Raw genomic sequence first — 18,183 nt, forward strand, 5'->3', positions numbered from 1 at the left:
CTGCCATTCCGTAGTAAAAATCGATAATACAAGCAAGAAAAACAGTATAATATCAAAAATAATCAAAGAGTTGTCATCGATTATCCTGGCTTTGGCCAGTCATTGAACCAGCGGAGAGAGCCCATCATGGCCATCGCCATTATCCCGGCCCGGGGTGGCAGCAAACGCATTCCACGCAAGAATATCCGCCCCTTCTGTGGCCAGCCCATGCTCGCCTATGCCATCCAGGCGGCGCAACAATCGAGCTGTTTCAGCAAGGTGGTGGTCTCCACCGATGATGAGGATATTGCCGAAGTTGCTCGTCAACTGGGCGCGGAAGTACCATTTCTGCGGCCAGCCAACCTCGCCGATGATCACACAGGTACCACCCCTGTGGTGATCGACACCATCCAGCGGCTCGACCAGCTCGGCATCCAGGCAGAGCACTACTGCTGCATCTATGCCACTGTCCCGCTTATTCAAGCCGATGACTTGAAGGCCGCCCATCAGCGACTGATCGCAAGTCATGCTCCATTTGTCTACACCGTGGCCGAATTCGGCTTCCCTATCCAGCGCGCCGTGCGCATGGATGAGCAGGGCCGGGTCACCCCCTTCTGGCCGGAGCAGATGGCGAAACGCTCTCAGGATCTGGAGCCTGCCTATCAGGATGCAGGCCAGTTCTATTGGGGGACGCGGGCTGCCTGGTTGGGCGGGATCAGCCCCGTCGGCGGAGAGGGGATCGGCCATATTCTGTCAAGACACAGGGTGGTCGATATCGATACACCGGAAGATTGGCACCTGGCCGAACTGCTCTATCAAGTGCTGGCCCAAGATGACGTTTAAGGTAGCCTTCCGGCTCGATGCCGGGGCCGAGATTGGACTGGGTCATCTGATGCGCTGTCTGGCCATCGCTGACCGGCTGCATGCCGCCGGAGCAGAGTGCCACTTTCTCTGCCATCAGCTACCGGCCCACCTGTTGCCACTGCTGCAATCCCACCAGCATCACGCTCTTTGTGGTCTGGACGATGCAGGCCCCTTGCCCACCTTGGTCCCGGAGTGGCTGGTGTGTGATCACTACCAGATTGATCGGCAAATCGAGCAGACACTGGCAAGTCACTGTGGTCAGTTGCTGGTGATCGACGATCTGGCCGATCGCCCTCATCATGGTCAGTTGCTGCTGGATCAGGGGCCACTACGCAGCACAGCCGATTACCAGTCACTCGTCCCTGCCGACTGTCGGCTGCTGCTGGGCACCGACTATGCCCTGCTGCGCCCCGCCTATCGCCAGCTTGCACGCCAAAAGGTCAGCCGGTGGCAACGTGGCCTCATCTGCTTTGGTGGTGCCGATCCAGCCGGAGCCTGCCTCATCACCCTCAACACGCTGGCTCGACTGCTATGGGCTAAAACCGTCAGCTGGACTCTGGTAGCCGGTGGGGCAAATCCTTTCTGGCCAGAGCTGCAACAAAGGGTTGCCGAACTGCCCGATCTGCCGCTCACCCTGCTGCGTCAGAGCGACCAGATGGCCGACCTGATGAGCCGACACGACTTCGCTATCGGAGCAGCGGGCGGCATGACCTGGGAGCGGGCCTGCCTCGGCCTGCCGACCCTGGCAGTCCCTATCGTCGACAACCAGCAGTTCAACGACCAGGTGATCGCCCTCTTTCAGCTTGCCGAGCGGCTAACCCTGAGCGAGCTGGCCGAGCCTGATCGACTGCTGGAGGCTCTGCAACGGCTTGAACAACACTCAGACGACTACCGCCGCCGTGGCCAGCAGCAGGTGGACGGGCTGGGGCTGGATCGGCTCACCGCCCGGTTGCTGCAACAATCGGATTATCAGCTGTTACCAGATGGCCAACTGTGGCAACTACGCCATGATGGCAAACTGCTGCTCACCCTGACGCTGAACGGCCAGCGGCTGACATGGCAGGCCACCCGGTCACTTCAGCCCATGGAGTGGCAAGAGCTGGCACATCGCTTGCAAACAATTTTCTCCCAATTTCCCCTCTATCTTGCCGAGCCACCGCAGATAGCGCCCCCTGCCCCCTGGCAACCGGCGCCGCAAGGCTGGCAACTTGGCACAGGAATCTGAACACAGATGCAGATCGATCATCGCCCCATCAACCAGGAACAGGCCCCCTATGTGATTGCCGAACTGTCGGCCAACCACAATGGCAATCTGGACCGAGCCCTGGCCATCATGACCGCCGCCAAAACAGCGGGGGCCAGCGCCGTCAAGCTGCAAACCTACCGCCCGGATACCATCACCCTCAAAAGTGATCGACCGGAATTTCAGATCCACGGCGGTTTGTGGGATGGCCACAGCCTCTATGACCTTTATGAGTGGGCGCACACTCCCTGGGAGTGGCACCAGGCGCTGTTTGCCAAAGGCCGCGAGCTGGGCCTAACGGTCTTTAGCAGCCCGTTCGACTTCAGTGCGGTGGACCTGCTGGAATCCCTCGACTGCCCAGCCTACAAGATAGCCTCCTTCGAGCTGGTGGATCTTCCCCTCATTCGCTACGCCGCCCAGACCGGCAAGCCGCTTATCATGTCCACCGGCATGGCGGACGAGGCCGAGATCGCCGCCGCCGTCGAGATGGCACTCAAGCACGGCAACGGCCAGCTGGCGATGCTGCACTGCGTCAGCGGCTATCCGGCGCCGGCGGCCGAATATAACCTGCGTACCATCCCCATGTTGCGCCAGCGCTTCGGGGTCGAGGTGGGGCTCTCCGATCACACCCTGGGGTCGGCCACAGCCATCGCCGCTACCGCGCTCGGGGCCACCCTTATCGAGAAACACTTCACCCTGGCCCGCGCCGACGGCGGGCCGGATTGCGCCTTCTCCATGGAGCCGGCGGAACTTACCGAACTGGTAACCTCGGTCAATACCGCCCATGCCGCCCTCGGAGTGGCCGATTACCAGCTCACAGCCAGTGAACAGGGTAACCGCGCGTTTCGCCGCTCCCTCTATCTGGTCAGGGATATTGCAGCCGGAGATGTGCTCACCGCAGCGCACATCAAATCGGTACGTCCCGCCCTCGGCCTGCCCCCGGCCGATTACGATCGGCTCATCGGCAAGCGGGTCAACCGCGACATGGCAGCCAATCAGCCTCTCAACTGGGAGTGGATTGCACAAGATGAATGAAGAGCTGCTACGTCACCATCTGGCGATCATCGAACAGCGTTGGCCACGGCTTGCAGCCCACCTCACGGTGGCACAGCTGGGCGATCTGCAGGTGGAGTTGTGTGAAGGCCTCAGCAGCACACTGCTGGTCAATGGCATCCAGCTCACCAGCCGCCATGACCGGGTGGCCGAGGCAGAACTGCAAGCGGCAACTCTTCCCGATGGACCCGTGCTTCATCTTTATGGCACCGGACTCGGCGATCTGCAGAAGGTGCTGCTGGCACGCCCCCGGTTAGAAACCCTCCATGTCCATATCATGCACCACAATCTATTCACTCTGGTGCTGGCCTTGCTCGAGCACGACGAGTGGCTGCAAGACCCCCGGGTCGAGCTGAGCCTCGCGGCCGATGAACAGGAGATTGTCCTCCCCTTCTTCGCCCTCCCCAGCGAACTGGAGCTGGCCGAAGATGCGGCCTGCCGTATTCGTGGTCGACTGGTGAGCGAAGTGATGGCGACTTACACAAAACAACGCTTCGTCCCCGACTTGCCGCGCATTACCGGACGACTGACCGAGAATCTGCCACTTGTGGGTGAAGATGGCGATGTTGCCACGCTTTTTGGCTCACACCCAGATGCTACTGCACTTGTCATCGCCAGCGGTCCCAGCCTGCAACACCATCTCCCTCGCCTTGCAGGCTTGTTGCAGCAACATCCCGAGTGGAAGGTACTCTGTGTCGATACTGCGCTCGCCCCTCTGCGACAATACGGCATCAGTGTGGATCTGGTCGTAACTATCGACGACGCTCTGACTCCGGATCGACTGGCCAGCCAGGGGCTGACTTCGGTTCCTCTGGTATATGCCCCCATGGTGCCCCATGAGACGCTCGCAAGTTGGCAAGGGCCGCGTTTTACCGCCTACTCCATCAGCCCCGTGTATGAGCAACTTCGTCATACTCATCCCAAAGGGTTACTCCATCAAGGAGGCAGCGTGATCCATCCCACCGTCGATCTCGCCGTCAAGATGGGTTGTCGCGAGATCATTCTGCTCGGCTGTGACTTCGCCTTCCCCGGTGGCCAGACCCATACCGGCTGGGATGATGGTGCTTTGGGTCCTGTTGCCAGCCAGGCCCTCAGCTGGGTACTGGATGGTCATGGTCAGCGCGTCAGCACCAACCCCAATTTCACCACCTATCAGATCGAGCTTGAACGCTATATGGCAAGCCACCCGGAAGTCAAATTCTGGAACAGTAGCCGCGACGGTGCAGCCCTGCTCGGTTGTGACTATCATCCGGAGCTGATGCAATGACCATCACAGAGCAGTGCATTGCACTGGCACACAATTTTCGCCTTGGCCTTCATGTTGAAAGTGCGCTGCAGCTACCGGCTCTGGTAGAGCAGGCATTGCATGCTCTACCTCCGGAGCACCAAGGCGATGCCGTGACCATAGTGAGTGCCCTGCTGGCTTGCCAGGAGCGCCATGACTGGCTGGGATTGGCAGACTGGCTTGAAGTTGAGTTTGCAACTCTTCTTACAACACCAGAGAAATAATAATGCTGAGCGGGTGAAACGAAGGGAATCTCATATGCGAGCATGATAAACAAGCTTGCTCGCAATAACACCCCAAACGCATGTCACGTTTGGGGCTAAGGTTTCCAAATAATGACTGATAATTTATTTAGAACACAACGTGTATAACGTGACAATAGATACACGTTATAATAGACTGCTACTTAAATATATTGAGGCCTATAAAATAGGCAGTGTCATGTCTTTCCAATGCGCTAGCATAAATATGTTTGGCATCAGTAAAAAACTGTTCCAATATAGTGATTGTAGCATTCAAATTTTCTGTCAGCGCATCATCAGAATCATTGATATGAGCCATCATCAAACTGATGATATTGGCATAGAAATAATTTATTGATCCTATCAATACACGGTAAAGATGGCTATCACGACTCATGAACAAATACAGCAGATAATCATGATGGCGTTGCATCATCGATTGAATTGCGTTGCGTTCACGAGGAACTGCTTTCCAATCATCGAGCAGTTTATTAACTACATCATTAAAAAACGGCACGTTAATGGCAGATTGGAAATCAATACTGGCTACATTAAATGGTTTGAAACAACGTGATAGCAAATCATCAATGAAGGCTCGCTTATTAATATCTGGCCAAGTGGGGTTGATATGCTCAACCCGACGAGGTTCGGCACCAGCAACATAAGCACCATCACTACTATTGACACAACGTATTTCAGGATTATTTTCCAAAACCTGAGCCATATTGTGAATAGAGAGACCAAATAAATGATTGATACGGACTTCACCACCAAAGTTACCACGAGCTGGAAATGTCTCGTTCAGATCCAGATGGTATTTTGCTTCCTGCTTTTCATTATAATAAAGGCTCAAACTAGAATGATGCTTATCAGCAAACTTATACCCATTGTCAATCCCAAACAGATAGATATCCTTAAAGCCAAGCAACGCTGCGTAATTAAGACCGGTATTTCCAACAAATGGATTTGAATACTCGATTGATTCAAACTCAAACTGTTCACCAAAGTTAGTAGTCAGCAGTTTATACATAGGTTCATTTGGTTTGAATGCCAAACCGGTTTTACGGAAAAACGTCTTACACTCAGGATGAATCACATCCACGCTTAAAAAAACACTATCCTTGAGAAACTCCCCTGCATCCAGAATATGCAAAAAATCTGCTGAACTTTTGGTACGCTCAACAGCAACATAAATATCTGGCTTGATCCCAGCTTTATAAAGTGCGCTGACTGCAGTGCCACAGGCAATGATAATAGCCTGACGTTGATGATCTCGAATAAAATCAATGCTCTGATCTAACGATGGCCCATTGCCAACAACAAATACAGGTATAGTCTCAGATGAAGACGTATCACGTTGGCGCAGAAGAAATGGTGTGCCATCTTGCAGATGACTATGGCTATGAGCTAGAGCAAAGACATTATCATCAAAAAAACCCCAACCCGTACGCAGCAGATAGAACTCATTTTCAACCTGGTTAATAAGCGAATGCAACTTTGGCGAATGATAATGGCAGAATGAGAAATATGCTGCAGACCAGAATGCCCCTTTACGATGAAGCGCCTCCATCATATCGGCTGCTAATAATTTTTCGTCAACTCCTATAAATAAATGCAAGCTTAATGACTCTTGCTCCATATAATCCAGCAAAGAGCACCAGTCAAAACAATATAAAGATGCATAAAACATATCAAGATCTGGTTCAAAGGCGAACAAATTCTTGACTTTGCATCGCTCGTATAAATAGCCCAGTTGATAACCCAAACCTATTCCATACATCAAGGATAATGGGATATCCATTGATAGTGAACTCTTGAGTGATAACCCTTCGAGCGTTGATTGTTGTTTAAGCTTGGATATTTCGTTGTTATATTTTATATGTATTTGGTCATCAAAATACCATTGTGGTGCAAAATCAATACATTGCAAAATACTTTGTTCAATTACTTCATCAATTTGTGATTCAGCATCTGCGAATGGATCGTCACCGTATAACGAAACTTGCTCATCAAGCCACAATATATTAGGGATACCATTTTCATTGCAAAAAAAACGGAATGGCCGTACTGGTTGATATGATTCAAAAAAATCATATATACTTGGCATGAATTTTTTAAAGGCATCCATGTTCATTGCAAAACGAACAGGCAATACCTCCAACATAGCAATTTCCTGTTGCTTTTGCCTCTCAAGGCGAACAAGTTCACTCTCGATATTTGTAATTTCTTGTTTAATATCCATGTATGCCTAACCTGCGTTCAGCTTGTACATATCAGATGCTCGACCTGCTTTTGAAAATTTCCACAAAGCTGCTTCTGTCTGATTCTTTGCATGTTCTATCAGCTCATGTAGGGTTTGAAACTGCACCAATGCTTGTTGGTGATCCATGTCAAGAACCACATGTGGAGGGATATTCTGGAAAACAGCATCAAGGAGAATGAGATAATGGTCGATCAACTGTTCAGCCGTTTGCACATCCTCCTGTTCGAACAAGGTCAGTAACTCTTGACCTGCTGCGATTAATTCTGGCAAACGGTTATTGCTCATTCGGTTCCGCCCACTTTTTGTTGAGCCAAGGCCTTATCTCGCTCCTCGACAGGAATAGCATCCCAACCGCTTTTAACTGTCAGCATCAGATTCATAACCTCATCGACAGCTGTGATATCCATATCACGGCTGGCATCCATCATCCTAGCTTTCATGTAGTCATAAAGCGCAGAAAGGTCTTCGGGAACCTTACCATAAGAGAGATCAAGTGAATCTTGCAGCCCGTTGATAATGGCCATTGCTTTAGAGATAGACTGGGATTTTTGCTCAAAATCTCGACGTTCGATAGCACCACGAGCCTGAGCCAAGCGCTCCAGGCAACCTTGCATCAAAAGTTGAATCACGCGGTAAGGATCGGCTACTGCCAATTCGGATTGCAGATTCTGGGTGGTATAGGCCTTTATATTTTTATGATACATATGAAACACCACTCATGACTTCACATTAACTATTGTTTGTATTTAGCATACTTAAATATGAGGCAGATTTATTCATCTTGGCCAACATAGCATCCAGACTTCCGTAACGGGCCCGCAAGGTCTCTTCATACTTGGTCAGCTGAGTGGCAACATCTGACTCCTTACGACCCACTTCGCGCAGATCGGAATTCAAAGAGTCTTCCCGTTTCGCCAACAAACCACCGGTCTTGGAGTAGGTTTCCAGCTGGCTGGCCAGCTGACCGGCGATCCCATCCTTACCGCCAAAAACTGCCACTACCTGATCGAAATTCTTGTCGATGGCCTCGTTGAACTTGGTATCGTCGATAGACAATACCCCTTTGTTATCCATCTTTATGCCCATCTGAAAAATCGTTTTATAAGTAGAGGAGTTTTTCGAAGGCTCGGTGATGATGCCATTCATCATATTGACTACGGCACGCGTCGTTGCATCGCCCGCCAGAGCCCCACCATCATTCTTGCTCTTCCCTTCAACGATCGTATTACGCTTGCCGAGCTCATTGCTCTTCTTCACCAACGCGTTGTAACCGTCGACAAAGCTTTTGACCATGTCCTTTATGCCAGCCTTGTCGGTGGTCACGTCAACCTTGTTAGAGCTGTAGGTCTTGACCGGATTACCGCTGGCATCGGTAGAGGTTGTGCTATCCGACTCCCGCAACACGGTCAGTTTAAGTCCGACAATGGTGCCATCGAAGGTATTGGATGAACTGGTCAGAGTATTTCCATCAACGGTGATCTTGGCATCTTGAGCATCTTGGCGCTTGGTCAGTTTGGATACGAGATTATCGGTCAGGTCGGTAGTACTGCCAGTGATCTGCAGGTCCTTGCCGCTGCCGCTTACCCCGGAATCGATCATCAGCTTGGATTTACCATCGGAGGTATTGACTATATTGACGCTCAAACCGAAATTGTCGGCGTCATTGTTGATGCGTTTACGGATGGACTGTAGTGAATCCCCTGCTTTCACATCGACATCGAAGGTCTTGTCACCAGCCTTGAAGGTCAGCTTCCCATCCTCAGTGATAAGGGGAGTCGTCGATGAGTCGAAAGTACCGTCAAATTTACTGGTCTTCGCCAATTGTTCGACGCTGATATCATATTGCCCGTTGGAAGCCCCCGCCTTGCTCTCCACCTTGAGAACGGGTTTGTCCTTGTCCTGGGTAATATTAATCGAGCGTTTGTTGAACGCATCATCTTTGGACATGGCCTGAAGTGTCGTCACAAAAGAGGCGATGGCCGACTTCAACTGTCCAACCCCGGAGAGAGTGATCTGGGCATTGGTCTTTTTGGTGGTGATGGGCTGCATCAGTTGCGCCTTCTTGGCATTGACGCTCGCGGCAATGACAGACTCCAAGTCCAGCTGTGAACCCGCACCAGCAGACGTAATCGTGGCCATTCTCACTCTCCTCGTAAAACTTGCGTATTAAATCTCTTTATCAAGCAATAATCCGACTCTTGAGCCACCACCTATAACATCAACTTCACGCAGATCCTTGAGCCGCTTGCTGATAGCCAGCAACTCTTCACTTGGGATCTGGCGGATCATTGACTTGGTATTGGCGTCCATCACCTTGATAACAACTTGCTCGAGATCCTTTTCGACGCTGAAGTTGACGGTCCATCCCTGCAACTTGCTGAACTCCTGCAAGTTTTGTACCTCTTTTTCAATATCCTTATCTGAGACATCGGATTTGCGAACCTTCTCTTTGGCTCGCTCCTCTTGTTGTTTTTCCACATCCTGTGTCATCACCCGCTGCTCTTCCGCCATGCCAGATAGCACTTGAGCGGCCGATTGGCCGCTCTTGCTACTTGACTGAAGAGAAGAAGGAGTGACCGATGAGGGAATTCCAATGTCATTGGCCATATCGTCGCTCCTTTTCTATCTCATCACTACCCGTTAACCCAACAGGGACAGCGCAGATTGCGGTCTTTGGTTAGCTTGCGCCAGGATACTTGAAGCAGCCTGCTGCAGGATGTTCTGCTTGGTCAGGTTGGCGGTTTCTGTCGCAAAGTCCGCATCACGGATACGCGAACGTGCTGCACTCAAGTTCTCGGACACGTTGGACTGGTTGCGAATGGTCGAGTCGAAACGGTTCTGGACCGCACCAAGCTCTGCACGTTTGCTATCAACCGCCTTGATCATGTAGTCGAGGTTGGCCATAGCAGACTGGGCACCACTGGCTGTTTTGATACTGTTCATGTTGGCAACAGTTACAGCAGTTGTCGCAGCGGTTACCTTGTACGGCTCTTTACTACCAGTAGAACCGGCGGCGATGGTGGCACTGCCTTTTGATGCGCCAGCAATACCGCTAATGGTAAAGGCACTGGTCATCTTGAAGGTAATGGTCTGGGTAGCATCCGCACCGACCTGGAATGAGCCCTTATATTTACCGTCCAGCAACTTCTGACCACCGAACGTGGTATCACTGGAGATGCGATCGATCTCGGTTGTCAGTTGATCGTACTCTTGCTGCAATGCAACGCGGTCATCCGTATTGTTGGAACCGTTGGCTGATTGCTGCGCCAGAGTCCGCATCCGCTGCAACATGGAGGTTATTTCATCCATGGCCCCTTCTGCGGTCTGGGCTACAGAAATACCATCGTTTGCGTTGCGATTACCCTGGTTCAAGCCGTTAACCTGTGAAGTCAAACGGTTGGAGATCTGCAAGCCAGCAGCATCGTCTTTGGCGGTGTTGATGCGAAGACCGGATGCCAATCTGGTATAGGAGGTATCCAGAGACTTGTTGGTATTCATCAAGTTACGCTGGGCGTTCAATGATGAAATGTTGGTGTTGATATACATGGCCATAAAATATTCTCCCGAAGAACATGCGACTGCAGGTTGCGTCGTCTAAACAACACGACGTCCCACCGTTTGAAGAGCAGGTTGAACATGCCTGTCTCTTCAGGCGGGTGTCTGTTTGAACGAACAGGCCACCCGCAGTAGTGCAAACGTTGGATTCCGAACACCCCTCGATTGCTTCACTTTATTTAACGGCAGCGCAGATACAAGCTTTAGGAAAATTGTTGCCTAAAGCGGCAAGTTTTCTCCGGCAAGCGGCAACAGAACATGAATTGAGCAGCATCACCATGCAAATCACCGCTGATGATGACCTCGTTTACGGGATAAGATGCGTTGGCACGATTCATGCTTTGAACTGACAGAGTGACGTCAATTTGGCGACACAATAAAAAGAGGCCGGTAAACCGGCCTAAAGATGAGCATATGCTCAGGAGAATATGACCAAGCGTGACAGAACTGAACAGCTGGACAACACTTGGCATTACTAGTAGAGATTATATCTCTCCCGATAGAACAGAGTGCGACCCGAACACCCCTTTGTTCCATCTCTTGACCAGGGCGGCCTGAACAACCGCCCTGTTTTCTTTTGTTAGCCTTGCAACAGTGACAGTGCAGACTGCGGGCGCTGGTTTGCCTGAGACAGAATGGTCGATGCGGCCTGCTGCAGAATGTTCTGCTTGGTCAGGTTGGCGGTTTCAGTCGCAAAGTCAGCATCACGGATCCGTGAGCGGGCAGCACTAACGTTTTCGGAGACGTTCGCCTGATTGCGAATGGTTGAATCGAAGCGGTTTTGCACTGCACCCAATTCAGCTCGCTTGCTGTCTACAACTTTAATCATGTAGTCGAGGTTGGCCATAGCAGACTGGGCCGAACTCGCCAACTTGATGCTATTCATGTTTGCCACAGTCACTGCGCTGGTTGAGGCCGTTACTTTGAAAGGCTCTTTGCTACCAGTTGAACCGGCAGAGATTGTTGCATTGCCCTTGGCAGCCGAAGCCATACCTGCGATGGTAAACGCAGTGGTCATTCTGAAAGTAATGGTTTGAGCCGCATCGGCACCAACCTGGAAAGAGCCGACATAACCACCGTTAAGCAGTTGCTTACCACCGAATGTGGTATCTTTTGCCACACGATCAATTTCGGTCATCAGCTGGTCATACTCTTGCTGCAACGCGGTACGGTCATCAGTGTTGTTGGAGCCGTTGGCTGATTGTTGAGCCAGGGTACGCATACGCTGCAGCATGGAAGTCACTTCATCCATTGCACCTTCCGCAGTTTGCGCTACCGAAATACCATCGTTGGCGTTGCGGTTACCCTGATTCAAACCGTTCACCTGAGACGTCAAACGGTTGGCGATTTGCAGACCCGCGGCATCATCTTTGGCGCTGTTGATACGCAAGCCGGATGCCAGTCGAGTGTAGGAAGTATCCAGTGATTTGGTCGTATTCATCAGGTTACGCTGCGCGTTGAGCGATGAAACGTTAGTGTTGATATAAAGGCCCATGACTATTCTCCTAAGCTATTAAATTTACTCTTCTATTCGCTCAGGCTTTATTATTTTCCGTGCCCGATGCGTCTTATTTAACGGCTCGTTTTTGGATGTCTTTAGCATTTTTTTCAACGCTTCATCGCATTAACGCCGCTTACCTTATATATCGGCGGGTCGGGGGGATACTTAAGGAAAAAATCGGGCCAAAACCAGTGACAAACTCAACATTCTGAAGCTCGCCAACGGCAGGGGGCAAACGAGACACTACCGTTCGTGCTGCGAGAAAAAATCCGTCCCGACTCTCAATTTTGTCGAGCACTGTTGGCGATTGGGCTCACCAGCCCCTAAAATCGCGGCCCCATCAACAATTTGGCGTGAGTTGTTCTCCATGCAGACACTGGTTGAGCAGATTGTTTACATCAGCGACATGTTTGGTACTGCGGTATTCGCGTTTTCAGGGGTATTGGTGGCTGGCCGACTCAGAATGGACGGGTTTGGCGTCATGGTTTTGGCGGCGGTCACTGCCATCGGCGGCGGCACCATCCGTGACATGATCCTGGGAGCCACCCCCGTGTTCTGGGTGCGCGATCCCCTCTATATCTGGGTCGTTATTGCGACGGCGTTGATCGGTATGTGGATGGTCAAACTGCCCCGCAGAATGCCCTGGTATGTGCTGCCGGTGGCGGATGCCTTCGGACTGGCCCTCTTTACCGTGATCGGTGCCCAGAAGGCCCTCAACTTCGGCACCCCGGGGCTGATTGCCGTGATCATGGGCACCATGACCGGGGTAGCCGGTGGCATGATCCGCGATGTACTGGCGCGGGAGGTCCCCATGGTGCTGCAAAAAGAGATCTATGCCACCGCCTGTATCCTTGGCGGCATTCTCTATACCCTGGCGCTGGAGGCAAACATGGACAGGGTAACTGCCATGCTCATCTGCATGACGGCCGTGTTTGGCCTGCGGGTCGCGGCTATCTACTGGCATCTTTCGCTACCGACCTTCTCCCTGCAACGCAATTGAGAGCAGGCCCACAGCGTCATCATGTCGCTGTGGGCCACGCGTTGAACCAAATAGGCTTTTCTGTTGTCATAGAAGCAGTCGTTGTTAGCCGGAACTTCTCATGCGCAAAATCGGTATGCTTACCACCCTCCTCCTGGCGAACGTGACGGCAGCCCACGCCGAAGCACAAGTGGTATTTGGACGACTGGCCTCGGCGCCGGTGCAGCAGTTCAACCAACAGATACGCCAGGCAAGCCATCAACAGCAAAACTGGGTCAATGACTACCGTGAGGTAGCTCTGCGATTCGTCGGTCATGGTGACACGCCCAGCCGCATCCATGCCCAGCAGCTGGACAATGATCTGGTGCTCTCAGTCGCCCTCGACGGCAGTAAGAGCGACATGATCTACATCCTGACCCTCTATCGCAGCAACAACCTGTGGCAGATGCGGGAGGCGGAAATGGGCTGGCGTTGTCAGGGGCAAGACTCCTTCACTCCGGTTCCCTGTCCCTGATAGTCAGGGCTCACTCTGTGAAATTAAAAAATCCGGCACATTGGCCGGATTTTTTTATTGAAGGTAAAAAACACGCTTACGGGCGGTACACCTTGACGTTGTCAAAGCCCTTCTCTTTCAGATAGAGGGCCTGCAGCTTGCTCATCACACCGCGATCGCAGTAGAGCAGGTAGGTCTTCTCTTTGGGCAGATCGCCAAAGGCGGTGGCCAGCTTGAAGAAGGGGATATGCAGTACTTCACGACCTTCCACCACCAGCGGCTTCTCGTCGTGTTCGTCGGCAGAGCGGATATCCAGGATCACCTCGTCAGCACCCAGCACCTGGGTGGTTTCCACCTCTTGCACTTCAGCGGCAGTCTCTTCACCGATACGACGGATATCGAGGTAACGGGCCTCGGAGACCACCTTGTCCAGAATGGAGAAGTCAAAATTGGCCTCTTCCTCTTCAATGCGGGAGAGCTCGGCCTTCACGGTCGGCTTCTTGGAGATGACACCGCAATACTCTGGCATGGTTTCGGCGAACTCCAGGGTGCCGATGCGGCGGGCTTCACTGATGATATCCGGCTTGTCCCAAGTGATAAGCGGGCGCAGGATCACCTTGTCGGTCACCCGGTCGATCACGTTCAGGTTGGTGAGAGTCTGGCTGGAGACCTGACCCACACACTCACCGGTCACCAGCGCCGGGATCTGGAACTCGTCAGCCACCTTGGCAGCGGCACGCATCATCATCCGCTTGAGCACCACGCCCATCTGACCGTTGTCGATCTTCTCGAGGATCTCGGCGACCACCGGCTCGAAGTCCACAGCGGTGAAACGCACCCGATGGGATGAACCGAAGCGGTTCCACAAGTGATAGGCCACCTGCTTGACGCCGATCTCGTGGGCCGCACCGCCCAGATTGAAGAAGCAGTAGTGCACCCGGCAGCCGCGCTTGATGAACTGGAACGACGCCACACCGGAGTCAAAACCGCCGGAGAGCAGACTCAGCACATCTTCCTGGGTCGCGATGGGCATGCCGCTCAGGCCCTGATGGATGGCGCTGACGATGAAGAGCTCCTCACCGTCGATCTCGAGGTTGATCTTCACATCCGGGTTCTTGAGGCGCACACCATTGCTTTCGCAGTGCTGATTCAATCCACCGCCCACATAGCGCTCAACCTCGAGGGAGGAGAACTCATGCTTACCGTGGCGCTTGGCGCGCACGCAGAAGGTTTTGCCCTTGAGCTGGTCGCCCCACACGGCTTTCACCTGCTCGAAGATGTCGTGCAGATCGGTAAACTTGCTGGCTTGTACCTCGAGGAAGGCCTGAATGCCGGGAATGCAGGCCAGGGCTTCGATTGCCTGCTCGCGGAACTGGTCATTGCGGGAGCTCACGATCAGCTTGTCCCAATCCATCCGTACGCGGGCATCGTCGTCGAAGCGGCGCAGGACATTGCGGATATTGCCCTGCAGGATCTTGATAAAGCGCTGGCGAACCGACTTGCTCTTGATGGTGATTTCCGGGAACAGCTTGATAATGAACTTCATGGGGGCTCTTTATAATTCCAGTAAAAACAGTGACTTAGGACGCTACTTTGGTAAGATTCTGAGAACGATTCGTACCATGACCAAACTCACATTATCTCACAGTGACCAGATTGTAGCTACCCTAGCCAAGCTCCCGATTAACACGTTTGGCACTCGTAGCACCCGAGACGTAGCCCTTGTGATCGCCAGTTGCCTAAATAAGGCGCAAGACTGGGCGATTACGTTATGCGTCAAAACCATTGCCGCCAAGTCGGCATACTCACCTCGAACAGTCCAACGCGCACTGAAGAAGCTGGAAGAGATCGACTTCTTCAACGTCTTCCGGCGTAAGCACCCAGAGAACGAGCGATTCAACTTCCCGTCTGTGTATAAGTTGGGGTCTGCTGTGCGTTCTCTTTTTAGCCAAATTGTCACCACCTCCCGTCACGGCTGTCAGGGTAAGTCTTTAAATTCTTTAAATCCTTTAGATCCCTTACAAGGACAGAACTACAAGAAAGAAGATCGCGCGCGCGAGAATGTGAATAGTGACAAGAAGAAAAAATCACCAGTTGCAAAGGTCGATACCGCAAGACTGCACCGCACACCGGAACAGTGGGAAGCCCGTAAGCAAGAGGCTATGGCCCACAACAGCAACGCCTTGGAGGAACTGAAGCGCAGACAGGAAGAGATTCAGCGTCAATTTAATGACCCCTCCCCTGCTGCTGCCTACTACAACCAGTTTGCGTTAGGGGGGCGGCGATGAAAGGTGAGGTGGTATGTGTCTGTGCAGGGCTTGGCATTGAAGCTGGCCAGGTATTTCCCGTGCTGGGAGAGAATGGGCGCGTCTGGGAGATTCTGCTAGGCGGGAGCTACAGGAAGATCAGCAAGCGGTCTGGCCGTGTGCAGGGCTGGAAGAATGGCCCGAAGTTTAAAGCTCCGGCTAAGTGAGCATAAACTCGCGTTTGTACGTGAAATTTGCGTATACCATAAGCGCCAAGAATTTAAACAGGAGCGCGGTTAGAGGCTAACATGACACCAATTTACGATGTGTTCTCACTAATCCCAGAAAGATCCTTTGGTTCCTTCAACGCAAAGAATCTGGCCCTGTATCTGGCAAACCTGATGGACGAAGTAGGCTCCATCACGGTAAGGCCGTACAGGAGCGAAATAGCTGAAGATTTGGGCATGAGCAACCATGCACTTCGGCAAGCAATGCTCCAACTCACTGAGCGCAAGTTGATTGAGATCGAGCACTACGTTGATCAAGGCGGGGAAGGCTACAAGAGCAAGGCCAACTATTACACGCTGGGGATGGAAGCGATCAGGCACATAGAGTCCCTTGAAGAACCACTGACGATTGACGAGCAAGAGTATCTGGAACAGGAAGACCGAGCGAGTGCGGAAGAGGTAAAGAGCAACGCGATTGCCGTCAGGAAGTATCTTGATTCTCTGAGTGAGAAGAACAGGAACCTCTTCTACAGCCTCATGAATGATCGCAATCTCCTACGCATAGAACCCGCAGGACACCTTGAGCAGGTCGAGCCTTAACACTCCGCATCATAAAGCGCTCCTACGTGAAATCTTGAGTTCTACGTGTACCATAGTGGCCAAGATTTCAAGCAGGAGCGCGGTTAGAGGTGGTGTTATGCCGACAGGCCAAGCATTGAAGTCATTGCAGCAGCAGCCACGGCTTTGATCGTCTCAAAAGTCATGTCGAGCCCTTTGGTTGTAAAGGTCTCTTTAGTCTTGTTCCACACGGTATCGTTGCGGATTGTTTCTAGGAATTCATAGCCTGACCATGTGAGGCGATGGGCTCTAAACTCTTTAGCGTAAAGCGGGACAGCATCATCCATCGTGCCCACAACAAGACCCGCTTCAATAAGAAGCTCCATGTGATAGGAAACCTGACGATCAAGTTCTGTTAAATCAGCATCTGGTTTGATCCTGTCATCTGCATAGAAATCAATGTAAGTAAGAGTTGATAATGAATCAGGCAGCTCCTCCAATTTTGTTAAAATCAGCCTAACAACATCCCAATCACGTTTCATCCAAACCCCCTTCCCCAGAAAAATTTCCCCAATAACCAAGATGTTACCTAATGAATCCATCTTGGTAAATTCATCATTATTGGGATTGTTATTAATCTCGTGTACTGTATGTTTAAACAGTATAGGAGAACAGCAATGCAGCTAGACGAGTTCGTGAAAACAACCCTCATGCAGGTGGTCAAAGGTGTGAAGGACGCGCAAGAAGAAGCCGTTGGGTTTGGTGCTGTGGTCAACCCAAGGCCAAATGGTGGTTATGGCCCAGCAAGGGAAACTCAAATAGATTTTGATGTCGCCCTAACAGTTACGGGAACTAGCTCCGGTGAAGTGGGTGGAAAAATTGCAGTTGCCTCGTTCCTGAATCTGGGTGGGAAAGCAACAGAATCAGATGCACGACAGGAAACCAGCCGTGTGAAATTTGAATTGACTCTGGCTCTACCATGCAGTGAAGAGCAAAAATCCTCTACTGCTCTGTGCTAACCCAAGATGACATGTTGCCCCTCCGGTAAATTCTGAAAAAAATCTGTGGGGGCATCTTGAGTAATGAAGCCGCGCCGATTCCCCCCGTACCCCCCATCGAGCAGGCACAGGATCACCGCTGCTTGCATCCATGCCTAACCACGGGCAACCGATCACCATAACTCTCTAATGCAGGACAAGGCCAAGGGAACCCCAAGGCAGGGATAGAGTCGTCTGGGCCGTCCACAAAGGTATACCCATAGTGGATTTATTTTTGGTAGGTATTGACCCGTCCATTAAGTGTCTATAAAGTCTGTCCACGTAGGGTCTTTGACTTCTGGTAGACAGTTGCGGGCCTTATGAATGGAGTGATGGCCTCCCCTAGCGCCAACTAGAGGAAGCCTGAGCGATACATCAACACGCTACCTGTGGGGTAAGTATGAAGATTGAAGCACTCGGGTTCGGAATCTACCGATTGTGGATGGACGGATCAAGCTACACCGTTCTGGGATGGAGTAATGTCTGGCGCTTTGCATGGTCAAGAGTTACGGATGGAAGTAATTAACATGATTGATTTGATGATTAAACTCCGGCGATTCAAGACGATGGAATCACTAGACACTGTAGCGGCTCGTATGCTCTCCAAGGCTTCCGCTACGGGCATCCAAGAGGAATTGAAGGTCATGGCAGCCATAGA

At 51.9% G+C, this 18,183-nt stretch carries 20 protein-coding genes; 11 read left to right on the top strand and 9 right to left on the bottom strand.

Annotated features, from left to right (window positions below; all coding sequences use genetic code 11):
• The first annotated feature begins 126 nt into the window (after nucleotides 1-126).
• Genes pseF through AACR14_RS09870 form a run of 5 tightly spaced genes read left to right on the top strand, consistent with a single transcriptional unit; the run spans nucleotide 127 to nucleotide 4,648 of the window.
• The gene (gene pseF / locus AACR14_RS09850; protein ID WP_019446032.1) at nucleotides 127-822 is read left to right on the top strand and encodes a pseudaminic acid cytidylyltransferase; all 696 of its coding nucleotides are present in this window, start codon (nucleotides 127-129) and stop codon (nucleotides 820-822) included.
• Nucleotides 812-2,068: a UDP-2,4-diacetamido-2,4,6-trideoxy-beta-L-altropyranose hydrolase gene (gene pseG, locus AACR14_RS09855; RefSeq protein ID WP_019446033.1), complete on the top strand. Its 1,257-nt coding sequence runs from the start codon at nucleotides 812-814 to the stop codon at nucleotides 2,066-2,068. The genes pseF and pseG overlap by 11 nt, the downstream gene beginning before the upstream one ends.
• A gap of 6 nt (nucleotides 2,069-2,074) precedes the next feature.
• A complete protein-coding gene (gene pseI / locus AACR14_RS09860) occupies nucleotides 2,075-3,121 on the top strand; it encodes a pseudaminic acid synthase (RefSeq protein ID WP_019446034.1) in 1,047 nt (348 codons plus the stop codon).
• Nucleotides 3,114-4,406: a motility associated factor glycosyltransferase family protein gene (locus AACR14_RS09865; protein ID WP_019446035.1), complete on the top strand. Its 1,293-nt coding sequence runs from the start codon at nucleotides 3,114-3,116 to the stop codon at nucleotides 4,404-4,406. The genes pseI and AACR14_RS09865 overlap by 8 nt, the downstream gene beginning before the upstream one ends.
• A complete protein-coding gene (locus AACR14_RS09870) occupies nucleotides 4,403-4,648 on the top strand; it encodes a hypothetical protein (protein ID WP_019446036.1) in 246 nt (81 codons plus the stop codon). Before AACR14_RS09865 ends, AACR14_RS09870 begins: the two co-directional genes overlap by 4 nt.
• Before the next feature lie 178 nt (nucleotides 4,649-4,826).
• Here the strand turns inward: AACR14_RS09870 and AACR14_RS09875 are convergent, their stop codons facing one another.
• From AACR14_RS09875 to flaB, 6 genes are read right to left on the bottom strand one after another with little or no spacing between them, the layout of a single operon-like run.
• The gene (locus AACR14_RS09875) at nucleotides 4,827-6,908 is read right to left on the bottom strand and encodes a motility associated factor glycosyltransferase family protein (RefSeq protein ID WP_019446037.1); all 2,082 of its coding nucleotides are present in this window, start codon (nucleotides 6,906-6,908) and stop codon (nucleotides 4,827-4,829) included.
• A 6-nt stretch (nucleotides 6,909-6,914) separates the two neighbouring features.
• Nucleotides 6,915-7,214, bottom strand: a complete 300-nt coding sequence (locus AACR14_RS09880; RefSeq protein WP_019446038.1) for a hypothetical protein — start codon at nucleotides 7,212-7,214, stop codon at nucleotides 6,915-6,917.
• Complete coding sequence (gene fliS / locus AACR14_RS09885) at nucleotides 7,211-7,633, bottom strand: flagellar export chaperone FliS (RefSeq protein WP_019446039.1); 423 nt, start codon at nucleotides 7,631-7,633, stop codon at nucleotides 7,211-7,213. The genes AACR14_RS09880 and fliS overlap by 4 nt, the downstream gene beginning before the upstream one ends.
• 25 nt (nucleotides 7,634-7,658) lie before the next feature.
• Nucleotides 7,659-9,068, bottom strand: a complete 1,410-nt coding sequence (gene fliD, locus AACR14_RS09890) for a flagellar filament capping protein FliD (RefSeq protein ID WP_019446040.1) — start codon at nucleotides 9,066-9,068, stop codon at nucleotides 7,659-7,661.
• Between the two features lie 27 nt (nucleotides 9,069-9,095).
• The gene (locus AACR14_RS09895) at nucleotides 9,096-9,536 is read right to left on the bottom strand and encodes a flagellar protein FlaG (protein WP_019446041.1); all 441 of its coding nucleotides are present in this window, start codon (nucleotides 9,534-9,536) and stop codon (nucleotides 9,096-9,098) included.
• Nucleotides 9,537-9,569: 33 nt separating this feature from the next.
• On the bottom strand, nucleotides 9,570-10,481 hold the full coding sequence (flaB, locus tag AACR14_RS09900; protein ID WP_019446042.1) for a flagellin B: 912 nt from the start codon (nucleotides 10,479-10,481) through the stop codon (nucleotides 9,570-9,572).
• A 146-nt stretch (nucleotides 10,482-10,627) separates the two neighbouring features.
• Here flaB and AACR14_RS09905 point away from each other — a divergent pair, with 146 nt between their 5' ends.
• Complete coding sequence (locus AACR14_RS09905) at nucleotides 10,628-10,834, top strand: hypothetical protein (protein ID WP_141108820.1); 207 nt, start codon at nucleotides 10,628-10,630, stop codon at nucleotides 10,832-10,834.
• A 230-nt stretch (nucleotides 10,835-11,064) separates the two neighbouring features.
• Here the strand turns inward: AACR14_RS09905 and flaA are convergent, their stop codons facing one another.
• Complete coding sequence (flaA, locus tag AACR14_RS09910; RefSeq protein ID WP_019446043.1) at nucleotides 11,065-11,979, bottom strand: flagellin A; 915 nt, start codon at nucleotides 11,977-11,979, stop codon at nucleotides 11,065-11,067.
• Between the two features lie 373 nt (nucleotides 11,980-12,352).
• On the opposite strand from flaA, the gene AACR14_RS09915 reads away from it, so the two are divergent.
• Nucleotides 12,353-12,985 (top strand): trimeric intracellular cation channel family protein, encoded by a 633-nt coding sequence (locus tag AACR14_RS09915; protein WP_005333975.1) that lies wholly within the window; start codon nucleotides 12,353-12,355, stop codon nucleotides 12,983-12,985.
• Between the two features lie 100 nt (nucleotides 12,986-13,085).
• Nucleotides 13,086-13,478 (top strand): hypothetical protein, encoded by a 393-nt coding sequence (locus tag AACR14_RS09920; RefSeq protein ID WP_005333978.1) that lies wholly within the window; start codon nucleotides 13,086-13,088, stop codon nucleotides 13,476-13,478.
• 76 nt (nucleotides 13,479-13,554) lie between these two features.
• Here the strand turns inward: AACR14_RS09920 and thiI are convergent, their stop codons facing one another.
• The gene (gene thiI, locus AACR14_RS09925) at nucleotides 13,555-15,003 is read right to left on the bottom strand and encodes a tRNA uracil 4-sulfurtransferase ThiI (protein WP_019446044.1); all 1,449 of its coding nucleotides are present in this window, start codon (nucleotides 15,001-15,003) and stop codon (nucleotides 13,555-13,557) included.
• A 76-nt stretch (nucleotides 15,004-15,079) separates the two neighbouring features.
• Between thiI and AACR14_RS09930 the strand changes: the two genes are divergently transcribed.
• Together AACR14_RS09930 and AACR14_RS09935 are read left to right on the top strand one after the other, a co-directional pair.
• Nucleotides 15,080-15,745 carry a helix-turn-helix domain-containing protein gene (locus AACR14_RS09930; RefSeq protein ID WP_156808807.1) on the top strand — a complete coding sequence of 222 codons (666 nt, stop codon included), beginning with the start codon at nucleotides 15,080-15,082 and terminating at the stop codon, nucleotides 15,743-15,745.
• 266 nt (nucleotides 15,746-16,011) lie between these two features.
• On the top strand, nucleotides 16,012-16,530 hold the full coding sequence (locus tag AACR14_RS09935; protein ID WP_019446047.1) for a hypothetical protein: 519 nt from the start codon (nucleotides 16,012-16,014) through the stop codon (nucleotides 16,528-16,530).
• 95 nt (nucleotides 16,531-16,625) lie between these two features.
• Here the strand turns inward: AACR14_RS09935 and AACR14_RS09940 are convergent, their stop codons facing one another.
• Nucleotides 16,626-17,090, bottom strand: a complete 465-nt coding sequence (locus AACR14_RS09940) for a DUF2513 domain-containing protein (protein ID WP_019446048.1) — start codon at nucleotides 17,088-17,090, stop codon at nucleotides 16,626-16,628.
• Nucleotides 17,091-17,165: 75 nt separating this feature from the next.
• Here AACR14_RS09940 and AACR14_RS09945 point away from each other — a divergent pair, with 75 nt between their 5' ends.
• The gene (locus AACR14_RS09945) at nucleotides 17,166-17,507 is read left to right on the top strand and encodes a hypothetical protein (RefSeq protein ID WP_019446049.1); all 342 of its coding nucleotides are present in this window, start codon (nucleotides 17,166-17,168) and stop codon (nucleotides 17,505-17,507) included.
• Nucleotides 17,508-18,183: the final 676 nt, after the last annotated feature.

The organism is Aeromonas sp. 159, from assembly GCF_963862045.1.
GTDB classification, from domain to species: domain Bacteria; phylum Pseudomonadota; class Gammaproteobacteria; order Enterobacterales; family Aeromonadaceae; genus Aeromonas; species Aeromonas veronii.